Raw genomic sequence first — 13532 nt, 5'->3', positions numbered from 1 at the left:
GTCGATGATCCGCACAAGCACGGCGCCCGCGGCCGCGCCCAGCTGGGCCCGGCGTTCGCATGACCTGCCCCTGCCCCCAGACCGCCCTGCCCTATCGACAGGGGTACGCAGAGGCTCGCTCGCCTGTTCCACGTCCTCCGCCCGCCACTCCCCGTAACCGGCGCGGCAGCGTGTGCATCGTGCCGAGGCCCAATCACCCTGCCTGGCAGAGCCCACCGGGAATTAATGCAGCTTTCATGAGCGCATAAGCTTCACACGGCATCCGGGCTCTCCGCTGCTTCTTCACACCGCTCAGGAGACGATCTCCGTGTTTCACCGGCAATACTTCGGCGCGCTTGGCGCGGCTGCCATGTCCGTGGCGCTCGCTGCCTGCAGCAACACCGCCGCGCCCACAGCTGCAAAGCCTGCCGCGTCGCCCAGCGTCGCCGCGTCCAGCCCGGCATCCTCCTCTCCGACTCCGCAGGCCGCGCTCCTCACAAAGGCGCAGCTCACATCAGCTCTGCTGTCGCTCTCGCAGATGCCTCCCGGCTGGTCAACCGATAGCAACTCCAGCACAGGCGACAAGACGTTCTGCAACTACCGCCAGCCGCACAAGGTGCAAATTCATGTCCTTCGCACCTTCCAGAAGGGCGGAGGGCTGACCGCCACGGTAGCGTCTGTGGGCATTCGGCAGTACGCGAGCGCGAGAGATGCCGCCGAGTCGTTCACCGCGATGGAGAAGGCACTCGAGTCCTGTCACCAGGAGACCTACCAGGGGTCGGTGCTGAAGTACTCGCCGATGAGCGTCGACAAGCTTGGCGACCGGTCCCTGGGTGTACGCATCGACAGCGACGGCGCCACGGCACTCCAGCAGTTCACCCTCGACGGGCCCACCCTGATCAACGTTGGCACCGGCGGCGTCGCGGACGCGGGAGCCGACACGGCCACCAAGCTCTTGCGCGAACAGGTGGACCGGTACGAGGCCGCAGCCCGCAAGTAGGACCGGCTGCGAGAGCTGCCTGGCCGGGGAGTGAGTAGCCCGGCCAGCCGGCGCAGACGCACCTCAGATCTCCAGGCCCTGTGCGTGGGGCCGGCGCAGTATCGTGCTCGGGTGCGGTACTTGGCGGAGTCGTTCATTCTCGGGGCCTTGCGACGGGGGCGTTCGGTCGAGCAGTTCCTTGGGCCGTGCGGCTCGGCAGAGCGGCCTGGTGTGCGCTACGTCGAGGTTCGTGCCACGAAGGGTCCCCTTCGAGGTCTACCTCCACACGGTCGAAGACGTCGGCTGCGAAAGCTTCCTGGACCTGGGCGAGTTCCCGCCGTTCGATCCTGACGACGAAGCCAGCGAGTTCGGCCGGCTCCTGGGCACGACCGAGGACCCGCTGGCCGCGCTGGTGGTTGCCGAACAGGGCGCTGGAGCCGTACGGGACCGGTGGGTCAACGAGAACGTTGTCCAGGATGAGTACGGCGACTTCGTTCGCGCCGGTCGGCCCTCTGGTGCTTCCGCCGACGGTCGGCCGTGGCCGGATGTACGCGACGTTGTATGACCTCGCGCGTTGATCAAGCGGCGTTGAGCCAGTCCGGTAGGCGTGGGCGAGGGTGTCGTCGCGACGGAATCCTCGTTCGAGGGTGATGACCGGTGGCCGGCCGCTGTGCTTGCCCTTGCTGGCCACTTGTCGAGCCTTCCAGTGCCGACTCGCGGATGTTCTCCCGCTCGGTCTCGGCGATCACACCGCCGTTGCGGAAAGTGTGGCTTTGAGGCTGGAATTCCCCCCAATCGTGCCTCGACTGCCTTCCGCGGGCCTCAATACAGTAGCCGAGACCATTCGAGGGCCACGACGGGCCAGATCCGTACTCCGCATAGTCGATGCTGCCGTTGGCGTCAGCGGTACCGCAGTGCGGCCTCTTTGGTCGGGATGTGCTGCGCATTCCAGTCCGCTGTGACGGAGTTTCCGGGGAAGGACGACGCTGAAGCCACGAACCGTCAGGCCGAGGATCCACTGTCGATGACCAGGTCGGCGCCGACCACCGCGCCGGCTGCGGGGGAGGCCAGATAGAGCACCGCGGCCGCCACTTCCTCGGCTTCCGCGACCCGGCCGAGCGGGTTTTGTGTCTTCACTCGCTCGGCACGGTCGGCCTCGGTCTCGCCGGGCCGCAGCGACATGGGAGCGTCGGAGGCGCCGGGGCTGACGGCGTTGATGCGGATGCCCTGGTGGATGTGGTCGAGAGCGGCGGCGCGGGTCAGCGCGGAGACCGCTGCCTTTGAGGTGATGTACGCGGCAAGGTTCGGCATGCGGACGTGTGCGCCCAGGTTTGAGGAGATGTTGACGATGGAGCCGCCACCGTTTTCCCTCATGTGCGCGATCTCGTGCTTCATGGCCAGCCAGACTCCGGTGACATTGGTTCGCAGCACCGCGTCCCAGTCCTCCTCGCTCACCTCACCGACGGGTACAGTGCCGCGGAGTATTCCGGCGTTGTTGACCGCGATGTCCAGTCCACCGAAGCGGGTGACGCTCTCGCGTATGAGGTTCTGGAGCTGGCTGGAGTCGGTGACATCGGCGGTGACGGCGGTGGCCGTGCCGCCGGTGGCCTCGATGAGACCGACCGTCTCGTCCAGGGAGGCCGCGGTGCGTCCCGCGGCGACCACGGATGCGCCCTCGGTGGCGAAGGCGAGTGCGATCGCGCGGCCGAGGCCGGAGCCTGCGCCGGTGACGAGGACGGTCTTGCCGGTGAAGCGGTTCATTGCGGTGGCTCCCTTGAGTGATGGATTACTTGGTGCGGCGGTTCAGAAGGGCGACGGCGGCGAGAGCGGCCCCTGTTGCGACCAGGGACGAGGCATCGCTGCCGAGCGTGAGCAGGATCGCGAGCAGCAGAGTCGGACCGAGTTCCATCGCGGTGTTCAGCACGCCGCCCGCGAGCCCGGTCTGCTGCTGCGGCACCCCTTCGGTGGCGAGCACGGCGGCTCCCGCGAAGGAGGCCGCTGTGCCGGCCGGCAGCAGCACGAGGCCCGGTAGCAGTCCGTACCCGTATGAGATGTGTGCGTCGATCCCGGTGAGCGCGAGGAGGGTGAGCCCGGCCGCGCCGGTGCCGAGCCCAGCGGCTGTGACGGTTCGGGCCCCGTACCGGCCGATGAGCGGTCCTGCTGCCCGGCTCGAGGCGATCAGCGCAACAGCGAACGGTACGAATGCGGCCGAGGTCTGCAGCTGTGACCAGTCGCGCGCCTGCTGGAGTTGCAGCGAGAGGACCACGAAGGTCATCGCGGTTCCGCAGGCGCTCAGCGCGATGGCCGCGAGAGCGAGGACCCGCCGCCGGTCGAGCAGGAAGCCGGGCGGCAACAGTGGGTCCGGGGCCTGGCACTCGGCGTACCAGAACGCGGCCAGCAGCGCGGCCCCGCACAGCAGCGGCGCGAGCACGCCGACCGACGACCATGGGCGGGTATCGGTGACGATGAGTCCGTAACTGGCGAGGGTGATCCCGGCCGTGGCGAGCAGTGCACCCGGCAGGTCGAGAGTCCTGCTCCGGCTCGGCGTGGTGTCCGGCAGCAGCCGGGGCGCGAGGGCGAGAGCTGCGAGGGCCACCACGAGCGGTACGGCAAAGATCCAACGCCAAGACAACGCGCAGACTTGATCATGCTCAGCGCTGCCTACGGACTGACCTTTGCCGGGCTGCTGCTCTTCGGCGGACGCCTCGCGGACCGCTATGGGGGGCGGCGCGCTCTGGCCGCGGGCCTGGTCCTCTTCGCTGCCGCCTCGGCCGCGGTCCCGCTCGCCCCAGGCACGGGGACGTTGCTCGTAGCACATCGCTTCCGCATAGCTGCGACGCGGGCAGCGCCCGTGGCGGTCATGCCTTCCCCCTCATATTTGACCGATCGGTTCATTATTCGGGCATGTGAAAGAGAGCCCGGTGGATTCGGTGGATGTGAGTCAGTCCAGCAGGGCTAGGGCCTGTTCAGCCGCGTCCCGCACTCGGGCGGGATCGTTCGACGCCTTGCCGACGATCCGTACCCCCTGTAGCAGTACGAGCAGCATGCGGGCCAGCGCACGCGGATCGCGGTCCTCGGGCAGCTCGCCCTGAGCCTGGGCCCGTACGAGCGCGGAGTGCAGCAGGGTCTCGACGTGCTCCCAGCTGACCTCGACCCGGCGGGCCGCTGCAGGGTCGTGCGGCGCCAGCTCGGCCGCGGTATTGGTGACGAAACAGCCGTTCAGTCGCCCCTCGGGGGAGGCGGCCTCTGCGGCGAAGCGGCGCACTACCGCCCGCACCGCAGGCAGTGCGGGACCCGGCTGGGACAACTCGGCAAGGAGAGCCGGGTCGCGCGTCTCGGCGTACCGGTCCATGGCCTTCAGATACAGCTCGTGCTTGCTGCCGAAGGTCGCATAGATGCTGGCCCGGCCGATACCGAGGTGCTCGACCAGGTCCGTCAGCGACGTCGCTTCGTAGCCGCGGCGCCAGAACAGCTCAAGGGCCGACTGCAGCGCGGCATCCGGATCGAATTCCTTGGTCCTGGCCACGTCGAAGACCATAAGCGTATCTAGAACGATCAGTCAAATAACTGTGCACCGCGGTGAGACCTGGTACGCCGTCGCACGAGATAACGGGCAATCGGTCGGCGAGGTCGGCGATGGTGTGCTCACCAGTGGCGTGCTGCTCGACGAGGTGGGCCTGCAGCGGGCGGGGCGCCGCCGGCAACCGGCCCACGGTGGCCACACAGAACCGTTCCTCGAAGGTGCTGACCGCCGAGCCCACCAGCCGGCGATACGTCCCGGCACCGGCGGCTCCAGCCGGTCCGTGCGACAGCGGGCGACCACCACCGCCGCGAGCCGGTCCCGGTTCAGCCCCCCGCACAGCTCGACAGCCGGCCACTCCGCGAGCTGGGCCTGGTCCTCCTCCGAGCACTCACGGAAGCCGAACGTGCCCCCTCCATCCGGTGCCGCTTTCTCAAGCGGTGGATCATAGTTGGACGATACGTCGCCATGAGCGGTCCGACGCCGAGTGGGATCTGCTGCGTCCTCTGCTGCCGGTGTCCCCGACGATTCGTCCGCTGCTGGACGACCGGACCGTCCCGAACGGCATCGTGGGGAAGTTCCGGACCGGTTGGCTTGGCGGAATGTTCCAGAGCGGTACCGGTCGTGGGCACCCCGCACAACCGCTCTCATGTGGGTGTGATCTTCTGCGTCGGTCCTAACCGACGAGGCGGCGGCGCCAGTCCAGTGGGGTGACGGTGATGGCCCGGCCGGGGTCATGATCCCACTCGGCGTGGAGGCCGGCAGCTTTCAGAGCAGCCACGACCTCGTGACCGATGGCTGCGGTGGTCTCGGACGAGCCGTCGAACCCGCCATAGAGCAGCATGAGTCCCCGGCCGGCTGCGGCGGAATCCGTGCACTGGCTGTGGAAGTAGACGTAGCCGCGGGCGTCGGGCTCGCCTTCACCGCCGATCTCGGACTGGCCGCAGCTACGGCAACAGGTGAAGTTCTCGCGGGCCGTGATACCGGCCTCTCGCAGGGCGGTGAATGCGCGGGTGAGCCGCTCGGGATCGGTCTCGCCTTGCCATGTGGCTTGCTCCGCGACGCGCTCCAGCCACAACCGGTCGACCAGCGCCTGTGCCTGCTCGCGCGAAACGGGCCGGCGGTCCCTGGTCACCAGGTGCTCCTCAGCAAGCTCGGCCAGTTCTGCACGGGAGGCATAGCCGCCGATCAGCACCTCGCGGACGCGCTCTTCCAACTGCTCGCGCTCGTCTTCGGCGAGGTCGAGCGGCGGCACCTCCTGATTGGATCCGATGTCCAGCAGCGACCAAGCCAGTCCACCGTCCCATCCGGCCTCCTGGCGTGCCCAGCCGGCAATCGCGGCACTCACGACCTCGGGCCTGTGGGCCATCGCCTGGAAGTGCCGGGCAGGGGCACCGTCACGGTACTCCAACGTGTAGTCCCCACCGGCCTGGTGCCAGACCTGGGCGAAGACGTCAGGCAGGTCAGGTATCCGCTGGACGACCAGGAAGCGGTCACCGTCACCGCCGATGCGCCGAACCAGCCCGGCCAGCTCCTCGGCGGACACACGGACGTGCCGCTCCCAGTTCTCCGTCTTCACCACGATCTCGAGCATGCAAAGACTCTGACACACCCCTCTGACGGCGGACCTCCTTCCCTGCCCCGCGACGCAACTGCACTCCGGCGGCTAGGCAGTCTCGTTCGGATCCGCCGGGTCGTTGGTTCGGGTATGACGTTGACTGCCGTGCAGTAGGCACGGATTGAGCCGTTACTCCCGGACCGAACGCCGAGGCGGGATGGCCGCTGGCGGGATCATCGTGAGGCGATCGACGCGATCGCCTCCAAGTTCCAGCAAGGCGTACTCCTCACGCGCCATCCGCGAGCACCTGCGCAAGCGCGGCATCCCGGCGGTGATCCCTTCCAGCGGATCAGCGCGCCCACCGGCTGCGGCGGGGCAGCCGCGGCGGCAGACCACCGTCTTTCGACCGCGATGCCTACAAGCAGCGCAACACCGTCGAGCGGTGCATCAACCGCCTCAAGCAGTGGCGCGGCATCACCACCCGCTATGAGAAGACCGCGGCCATCTACTTGGCTTGACTCCACGTCGCGGGCATCTTCTTCTGGTCCGCCCGCTGATCCGGACGCTCTCCTCAGCTCGCCAGGGCGGCATCGAGGCGGACGTGAGCAGCCGGTGTGACCGTGATTGAGCGCCCGGCGTACTGGATGGCTGAGAAGGTCGTGTTGTGGTGGGCAATGACCTGAGCGGCCGACGGCGCAGCACCGGGCGGGCGTTCCGGCGTGGTGTGTCCGTCTGAGACGAGCACAAGGTCGTAGCCACGTGAGAGCGCGCCGCGGCTGGTGGAGTCAACGCAGTACTCGGTGGCGAAGCCGGTGACGATCACACGGCACACCGCCGACTCGTCCAGCAGATCACCGAGCCCGGTGTCGAGGAAGGAGTCCGCGCTGTCCTTGTCCAGCACGACATCGCCCAGCTGGGGTGCCACCACCGGATGGACCTCGATCAGGCCAGCAGGCACGTCATGGAGCCGTTGTCGCAGGTAGATGATCGGCACGCCAGCGGCGCGAGCCTGTTCGGCCAGGTTGGCGACCTTGTGCAGGCAAGCCCCGACGTCATGCGCGTCGCCCAACAAGGCAGTCTGCATATCGATGATGAGCAATGCTGTGTCCGGCATCGCCCGAGCCTATCCGGCTCAGCCCCGCACCTTGGACAGCCAAGTGGGTCCAGGAACAGCGAGCCCGCCATGATCTAACCGAAACCGCCTAGACCGGTTCTGACCCTGCGGGGTCGTCAGGCGTTGTTTCTTATGGTGCGTCGGAACACGCACGCTGGAGGGCAGCGAAGGCTACGCCGGCGGAGTCGGCGGGGAAGAGCCGCAGGACGGTGGCTCGGTTCGGCGTCGTGATGACGTAGTGGTGCGCCAGGTAGGAGAGATCTCCCCGGCTTTCTCGGGCATGGGCGCGCATCAGGACATGGCCGCATCTCATGCAGGCGATCCAGGGGACGAGGACGAGACCGGCCAGGTCCTGTTCGGCCCCACCTATTGCCTCGAGGTCGGTGCTTGCGTCGTCTTCGATCAGCTTCAGGTGGCCCGATGTGCCGTCATCACGGCACCGCAGGATCCGTGGTGTGAGCGTCTCTCGCTCGCCCCAGGTCTCCGCGAGCACGGAGATCTGGGCCCTGACCGTCTCGCTGATCGGCACCTGGTGGCCAAGGATGCCGGAGACGAGCAGGCCAAGTCCCGCCTCCTGTTCTCCGATGTCCCAGAAGTCTTTGACTTCCTGGGCTTCGGCCTCCGGCAGCAAGGCGGCGAGCCGGTTCCAGATGACGGCGTCGTCGGTCACCTGGCAGACGCTACCGGCCGGCGCTGACACCCAGACGCCGTAGGCAGATGAGCATGACCGCGATTGCAGTGAAGCCAAGTGTTCGGGCTTCCGCTCGTAGCGCCGGTGCAGCCGACGGCACCCGGACAGCCACGACATGGTCCGCTCGACCACCCAGCGGTGACGGCCAAGGCGGGCTGAGCTCTCGACCCCGCGGCGCGCTGCGGACCTGGTGCTCGTCGAGTCCAGCCAGGCCCTTTCCGGATGGGAAGGTCTCCTCCACCCGCCACCTTGATCCAGCGACGCGGCCCGGGGCGGCCAGGGACACTGGGGCGGGGCAGAAGCAGCGGTAGTAGGCGAGTTCACCGGTGGTGCGGTTGCGGCGGATCAGCAGCTGACGGCTGCCTGGGCGCGGTTCGGCCAGGTCGATGACGGCCCAGTCGTAGAATCGGTGCCCCTTGGCACCGGCCCCGGCCGACAGCTTCTGCCAGGCCCGCTTGGGCACTTTCGCGGCCAGGGCATCCGCGCGGAACCTCCCTGCACTGGTGGTGACTTCGTGTGAGCAGGCGACGGCGAGCACGCAGCCGACCTGGCGCTCTTCCAAGGCGGTTCGCAGCTTCGGGTTGCTGCCGTAGACCTCGTCGCCTGGGACCCAGCCCACGCGCTGCCCGGCGTCGACAAACCGGCCGATCATGCGGGCGGCCAGTTCCGGCTTGGTTGCGAAGACGGTGGCCCCGCCCAGCCCCGCGGCCCGGCAGCGGTGCGGAGCGCACGTCCACGAGCGCGGGACGTACAGCTCCCGGTCCCGCCGCCGCGTGCCCGCGCAGGCCCGCATAGACGAGGTAGACGGCGCTGCAGATCCGACAGAAGCCCCAGCACCAAGTCCCCTACCCGGCGCCGAGGTTCGACCCGCGCGAACCGGACCGTTATCCGGCCTCAACGCTTCCTGTCAGCGGGCAGGGTCTCCGCTGTGACCTGCGGCCTCAGCAAGATCGTTAGTCTTCACACACCGATGACCAGCGGTGGCCGCAGCCTTCTTGCAGCCGGTCCACCAGCAAGATCACGGTCTACGGCTGAAGGTCGCGCTGGTACCAGGTGCCTGACTTGCCGCCGAGATCGGCCGGGGCGGCCGGGCCAACCGGGACGAACCCGGCCTTGGCCAACACCTTCTGGGACGCAACATTGTCGTGGGAGGTGGCCGCCCGCAGTGTGCGCAGCCCGTGCCGCGCCGCCGCCAGCTGGCAAAGCTCCCGGACGGTCGCGGTCGCCACGCCGCGGCCGGCGACCCGCTCCGCGACCCGGTAGCCGAGTCTCGCAGTGCCGTCCTCCAAGTCGTACAAGTTGAACCGGCCGAGTGCCGAGCCATCCTCGGCGACAAGCACGTAGAAAGCGCAGATACCGGCCTCCTGCTCGGCCAGCGAGGCGTTGTACCGGTCGGTGAACTGGTCGAAGAAGTCGTCGCCGCGGTCGGAGATCGAGGCAGCGAAGTAGGTGCGGTTCGCCAGCTCGAAGGCCAGGACCGCCGGGGCGTGGTTGGCATGCAGCCGCCTCAGCTCGGGCATTGCCCGACTCTACCCAGATCGTGCGCTGAGGCCACCTGGGTTTCCGCCAGTGGCAGACGGCCCCAAGACCAGGGCGCGTAACGACCTACGGCTGGAGTACTAGGCCTCGACTACATCCGGCTGCGGGTGACGGTCTCCCTGTGATCAACCTTGATCAGCACGGGACGACGAGCCACACGTCGGCGGAACAGGCATACAGCGCGCTCGTCCTCATCGATCTCCCAGGAAAATCCCAGAAGGGATCTAGGTGAACAGACCTCTCAGACGGCTGCTGGTGGGCGCGGGGAGCATGGCGCTGGCGGCAGTGCCGCTCAGCGCACCGGCGCAGGCCGCCACCATGTCGGCGAGCGCTTGCCCGTCCGGCTACCTGTGCGGATGGAGCGGTACGGACGCGACCGGCTCCATGGTGAAGACCCGCACCGACATGCCCACGATGGGCACATGGGACAACAGGATCCGCTCCTACTGGAACCGCACGTCCAGCGTTTCCTGCCTCTACAGCGACCCGAAGTACAGCGGCAGCTACTTCCCCGACCCACCGGACAACGGGTTGTCCAGCTACGACTCGAGCCTCGACAAAGCGATCAGCTCCGTCAAGTTCGTTCCCAACGAGCGGGAGTGCATCGAACCGCCCTACGCCGGGTGGAACGCGCAGCCGAGCCCGAGCACCGCCGGGTTCGGCGACCTGAACGGTGACGGCCGCGCGGACCTGCTGTCCCGGGACCGCAGTGGCCGCCTCTGGTTCGTCTCCGGCACCGGGGACGGCACGCTGCTCGGCAGCGGCTGATGACCGCCCTCACCCGGCACGGCGACCTCACCGGTGACGGCACCGAAGACCTGGTCGCCCGCGACTCCTCCGGCGAGCTATGGCTCTATCCGGGCAACGGCCGGGGCAAGTTCGGCACACGCAAGGACCTCGGCGGCGGCTGGAAGTCGATGGCCACCATCACCGCCACCGGTGACCTCAACGGCGACGGACGCGGCGACCTGCTGGCCCGTGACTCCGCCGGCACCCTGTGGCTGTACGCGGGCACCGGCCACGGCACCTTCGGCGCCCGCAAGTCCCTGGGCGGCGGCTGGAAGTCCATGAACGCCCTGACCGCACCGGGTGACCTCAACGGCGATCACCACGGCGACCTCCTGGCCCGTGACACCTCGGGCAATCTGTGGCTGTACCCCGGCAACGGACACGGCTCCTTCGGCGCCCGGAAACTCCTCGGCGGCGGCTGGGGCCAGATGTCGGCCTTCGTCAGCATCGGCGACGTCAACGGCGACGGACGCGACGACCTGGTCGCGGCCACCCAGGACGGCTACCTCAACCCCGACGCCACGTCCGAGGCGAACGAGCTACGGCTCTACGCAGGCAACGGCAACGGCTCCTTCGCCAAGTACCAAATGCTTTACCGGGACTGGTACGACCTCAACGGCGGCTTCTGAAAGCGGCCCCTCCAGGGAGGCACAGCCTTGGAGGGGCCGGCACCGGGCGGCGTCCGCTGCAGCGCCTAGTTGGGAAGAGGCGGGCGCCACCCACGTTTCCCGGGGTGGTCGAATCTGGCCGTGAGACGCTCCACGTTCTGCCTACGGCAGTTGGGCGTCAGCAGCTGTTTCTCTTCTGAGAGGTTCGTCAGCATCTGATCGTCAACGCTCGTGTCGGCGCCGACGATGTTGCACACCTCGACGCTGGCAGTCGCCCAGACGTCCACGCCCTGGAAGTTGGGCGTTTCTCAGGCTGGAGGCCCTTGTAGGGCTGCTGGTACTCCACGGGCCTGCACGGTCGTGTGGATGTTGTTCAGGCCATCGTCGACAGCCTTCTGTGTACCCGTCTTGAGGACGCCAGCGTTGGAGTCGGCGGCCTCGGTGCTGGGCGCCGCAGTGACGGTCTGCGTGACGGTGACCGTGGGCGCCGGCTTGGCCCCGGCATCGCTGCTGCAGGCGGTGGCGGCGGCGCCGAGCAGCAGGGCAGCGGCGATGACGGCGCGGGTGCGCATGACCCCCAAGGGCGATATGTGTTGACGACCGAGCCGCGGCCAGGTGGGTCACGGCCACTATGGCCCTGACCGGGAAGCTTCACCCGGTTGTGGAGTTCGCGGCGGTTCCCAGCGAGCGCTGCACCGGGTGACGAGCGAGCCGCTGCCTCCCGACGGGATGAAATAGGGTCGGTGCGGGAGTTGGGTGTGGCGACAGGGCGGTCGGGTGATCGTCGTGCCGCCACCGGACTGCCACCGAAACGCCTCACGGACCGACGCACACCGCCCACATGCACTAGCGGCCCCGAACAACGGACTCGAACGGCCTGCCCAACGACAACATCCCACCCGATCAGACCGATCGGTCGGGATCCCATCAAGCGCCCCCGAGCCAACTTGAGAACAGTCGGCCACCCCGAACTGAAAACCTCAGTAGTGCCGTATCAGGCGCCCCTTGCCCTGCTGTGATGACGCGTCGCTCGAGTGCCGGCGCAGCGGTGCGTCACCATGAGTCGGTCCGGGTGGCAGAACGTGTGCGGGTTCGTGAGATCGATGACGATGACGGGTTGCTGCAAAGGGAGGCACGTGGACCGGTGTTCCGAACTCTGCGCTCTTGTCGATCTCGCAGGTCAGCCTTCGGTGGGACGCGGGGCGCGCAGGTGCGCTCGTTCCTTCAGCTCCTCCTCGTCGACCAGCGTGAGCATCGGCTGACCCGGCGCGCACACCATGGTCACCACGAACTTGGTCGGTGCGTCCGAGAGGGCGTTGCCGTCCTGGTAGTGGATCACGTCACCGCCTGGCTCCCAGAACGTCCCACCGGCCTCGACCACACGCTCGGGCTCGCCCTCGAGCTCGAACCGGAGGGCGCCATCCATCACGTAGCCGAACGACGGGCCCGAGTGGCGATGCGGAGGGAGCCCTGGGTGACCGGGAGGCCACTCGACGAGGATGGTCATTCCGGAACCGCCTTCGGGAAAGAAGGGCGGAGTGACTTCCTGCAGCAACTTGACTTCAGGCGGCAACGAGACCTCGTCGGGGGTCCCATGCTCTGGGTTCTTCGCGGACATGCACCACACCTCCGTAAGCCTGCCGGAATGGGCGATCTTGCGTCGGCTACCGCATTTCGGACCGGTGTACCGACCCACTCGTTCGGCGGTGACCAAGGGCGCCGGTTCCCAGCTCACATAACTCGCTTCGCGACGAGGACAAGCCACAGCCGCATCCGTGACAGGTCGTGTGCCTTCTGCCTCGCCCAAACGGCCTCGACACCACCCTGCCTCCCGTCGGCGGCCGCCACAATCCGGGAGGCATTCGAACGGCCTGCGGCCTTGCGACTGCGCAGGACTGCGGGGTCAGTCCCACCAGTCCTCGCCGGTGTGCCAGCGCCGCACCCACTCCTCGAACCCCCATGCCTGCTCGCCGGGCGCCGGGATGGCGCCGACGTCGGCGACCATCCACACCTCACCGCGACGGGGGCCGGTGGTGAGCAGGAGCCAGAAGGACTGCCCGTCCTCGGACCCAAGAACGACGGACCCCTTGTTGAATACGGCGTCGATCCGCGGGTCCTCGGGGTCGACACTCTCATCGTCCTCCCAGGCCCAAGCCGCCTCCAGGGGGAACGGTTCCCCTGGTTGTCGCGGGCCGAGGTCGGGCCACGTGTCGGGGAGCCAGCCGAGCGGTTGAAGACCGCCGTCGCCGGCGGGGCCGAGGCTGGACCCGTTACTGATCTCCGCTATGAAGGTCCTGTACGGCTCGGGGATGCCCACCCGGTTCTCCTGCTCCCACTCCGCGACAGCTTCATGTCCGAGCGCCGGCTCGCGCCATTCCGGCGGGAACGCGGAGCGCAGGAAGGCGAGAGTGGCTTCGGTAGGACGTTGATCAGGTGTGTTTGTCACGGCAGCATGCTGGCAGAAGGGGCTGACAGCCGATCTCGGCCGTCTCACCCGGAGCTGTATCGGCGGCGTCCCGCTGCTCGCCGTTCCCCCCGGCGCCTGGTGATGTTCGTGGAGTGGCTGTGGACCCAGCCTGGAGGGAAGAAGGGCGCTTCCACCGCCCTGTCGACCATCGACGGCCACATCTCCGGCACCGTCGTCTCCGCGCCCGCCGATCACGGCATGAAGCTGGAGGACGGCATCGCCCGGTTCGCCCGCAACCGGCTCAAGCAGATGGTGAAGGAGATGGAAGAGAAGTGGGAGTTCCGCGGC

Annotated in this window: 14 protein-coding genes and 4 pseudogenes; 6 read left to right on the top strand and 12 right to left on the bottom strand. The window is 68.0% G+C overall.

All coding sequences use genetic code 11. The features are described from left to right. Window positions 1-307: 307 nt before the first annotated feature. Together C3488_RS40245 and C3488_RS28825 are read left to right on the top strand one after the other, a co-directional pair. On the top strand, window positions 308-979 hold the full coding sequence (locus C3488_RS40245; protein WP_146067942.1) for a hypothetical protein: 672 nt from the start codon (window positions 308-310) through the stop codon (window positions 977-979). Between the two features lie 229 nt (window positions 980-1208). Continuing rightward, window positions 1209-1523, top strand: a complete 315-nt coding sequence (locus C3488_RS28825; protein WP_258053734.1) for a hypothetical protein — start codon at window positions 1209-1211, stop codon at window positions 1521-1523. Between the two features lie 437 nt (window positions 1524-1960). Here C3488_RS28825 and C3488_RS28820 read toward each other — a convergent pair whose 3' ends face one another. The 4 genes from C3488_RS28820 to C3488_RS28805 form a co-directional block, all read right to left on the bottom strand. Further along, complete coding sequence (locus tag C3488_RS28820; RefSeq protein WP_103843834.1) at window positions 1961-2719, bottom strand: SDR family NAD(P)-dependent oxidoreductase; 759 nt, start codon at window positions 2717-2719, stop codon at window positions 1961-1963. Between the two features lie 25 nt (window positions 2720-2744). Continuing rightward, window positions 2745-3776 (bottom strand): MFS transporter, encoded by a 1032-nt coding sequence (locus tag C3488_RS28815; protein ID WP_103843833.1) that lies wholly within the window; start codon window positions 3774-3776, stop codon window positions 2745-2747. A 123-nt stretch (window positions 3777-3899) separates the two neighbouring features. Beyond that, window positions 3900-4484, bottom strand: a complete 585-nt coding sequence (locus C3488_RS28810; protein ID WP_103843853.1) for a TetR/AcrR family transcriptional regulator — start codon at window positions 4482-4484, stop codon at window positions 3900-3902. A gap of 670 nt (window positions 4485-5154) precedes the next feature. Further along, a complete protein-coding gene (locus C3488_RS28805) occupies window positions 5155-6072 on the bottom strand; it encodes a DUF6891 domain-containing protein (protein WP_103843832.1) in 918 nt (305 codons plus the stop codon). A gap of 229 nt (window positions 6073-6301) precedes the next feature. Between C3488_RS28805 and C3488_RS42740 the strand changes: the two are divergent. Then, window positions 6302-6554: pseudogene (locus C3488_RS42740) on the top strand (transposase); the annotation flags it as partial. Window positions 6555-6607: 53 nt separating this feature from the next. On the opposite strand, the gene C3488_RS28795 reads toward C3488_RS42740, so the two are convergent. From C3488_RS28795 to C3488_RS28775, 5 genes and pseudogenes are all read right to left on the bottom strand, one after another. Continuing rightward, entirely contained in the window at window positions 6608-7150 is a 543-nt protein-coding gene (locus C3488_RS28795) for an isochorismatase family protein (RefSeq protein ID WP_103843831.1), read from the bottom strand. Window positions 7151-7280: 130 nt separating this feature from the next. Further along, complete coding sequence (locus tag C3488_RS40790; RefSeq protein ID WP_181139236.1) at window positions 7281-7820, bottom strand: hypothetical protein; 540 nt, start codon at window positions 7818-7820, stop codon at window positions 7281-7283. A 10-nt stretch (window positions 7821-7830) separates the two neighbouring features. Continuing rightward, a pseudogene (locus C3488_RS42735) lies at window positions 7831-8021 on the bottom strand (transposase); the annotation flags it as partial. Further along, window positions 8014-8650: pseudogene (locus C3488_RS28780) on the bottom strand (IS701 family transposase); the annotation flags it as partial. The pseudogenes C3488_RS42735 and C3488_RS28780, both read right to left, overlap by 8 nt. A 216-nt stretch (window positions 8651-8866) precedes the next feature. Next, a complete protein-coding gene (locus C3488_RS28775) occupies window positions 8867-9361 on the bottom strand; it encodes a GNAT family N-acetyltransferase (RefSeq protein ID WP_103843829.1) in 495 nt (164 codons plus the stop codon). A gap of 247 nt (window positions 9362-9608) precedes the next feature. Here C3488_RS28775 and C3488_RS28770 point away from each other — a divergent pair, with 247 nt between their 5' ends. Next, a complete protein-coding gene (locus C3488_RS28770; protein ID WP_146067941.1) occupies window positions 9609-10148 on the top strand; it encodes a peptidase inhibitor family I36 protein in 540 nt (179 codons plus the stop codon). Further along, a complete protein-coding gene (locus C3488_RS28765) occupies window positions 10148-10798 on the top strand; it encodes a VCBS repeat-containing protein (protein ID WP_103843827.1) in 651 nt (216 codons plus the stop codon). The genes C3488_RS28770 and C3488_RS28765 overlap by 1 nt, the downstream gene beginning before the upstream one ends. A gap of 287 nt (window positions 10799-11085) precedes the next feature. Here C3488_RS28765 and C3488_RS40240 read toward each other — a convergent pair whose 3' ends face one another. From C3488_RS40240 to C3488_RS28755, 3 genes are all read right to left on the bottom strand, one after another. Then, window positions 11086-11349: a hypothetical protein gene (locus tag C3488_RS40240; protein WP_146067940.1), complete on the bottom strand. Its 264-nt coding sequence runs from the start codon at window positions 11347-11349 to the stop codon at window positions 11086-11088. Window positions 11350-11957: 608 nt separating this feature from the next. Continuing rightward, complete coding sequence (locus tag C3488_RS28760) at window positions 11958-12395, bottom strand: cupin domain-containing protein (RefSeq protein WP_103843826.1); 438 nt, start codon at window positions 12393-12395, stop codon at window positions 11958-11960. Window positions 12396-12680: 285 nt separating this feature from the next. After that, entirely contained in the window at window positions 12681-13223 is a 543-nt protein-coding gene (locus C3488_RS28755) for an SMI1/KNR4 family protein (protein ID WP_146067939.1), read from the bottom strand. A 108-nt stretch (window positions 13224-13331) separates the two neighbouring features. On the opposite strand from C3488_RS28755, the pseudogene C3488_RS28750 reads away from it, so the two are divergent. Further along, window positions 13332-13532 (top strand): annotated as a pseudogene (locus C3488_RS28750) (integrase); the annotation flags it as partial.

This window comes from Streptomyces sp. Ru72 (assembly GCF_002920635.1).
Classification (GTDB): Bacteria; Actinomycetota; Actinomycetes; order Streptomycetales; family Streptomycetaceae; genus Streptomyces.
This window is presented reverse-complemented; position numbering and strand designations above follow the sequence as displayed.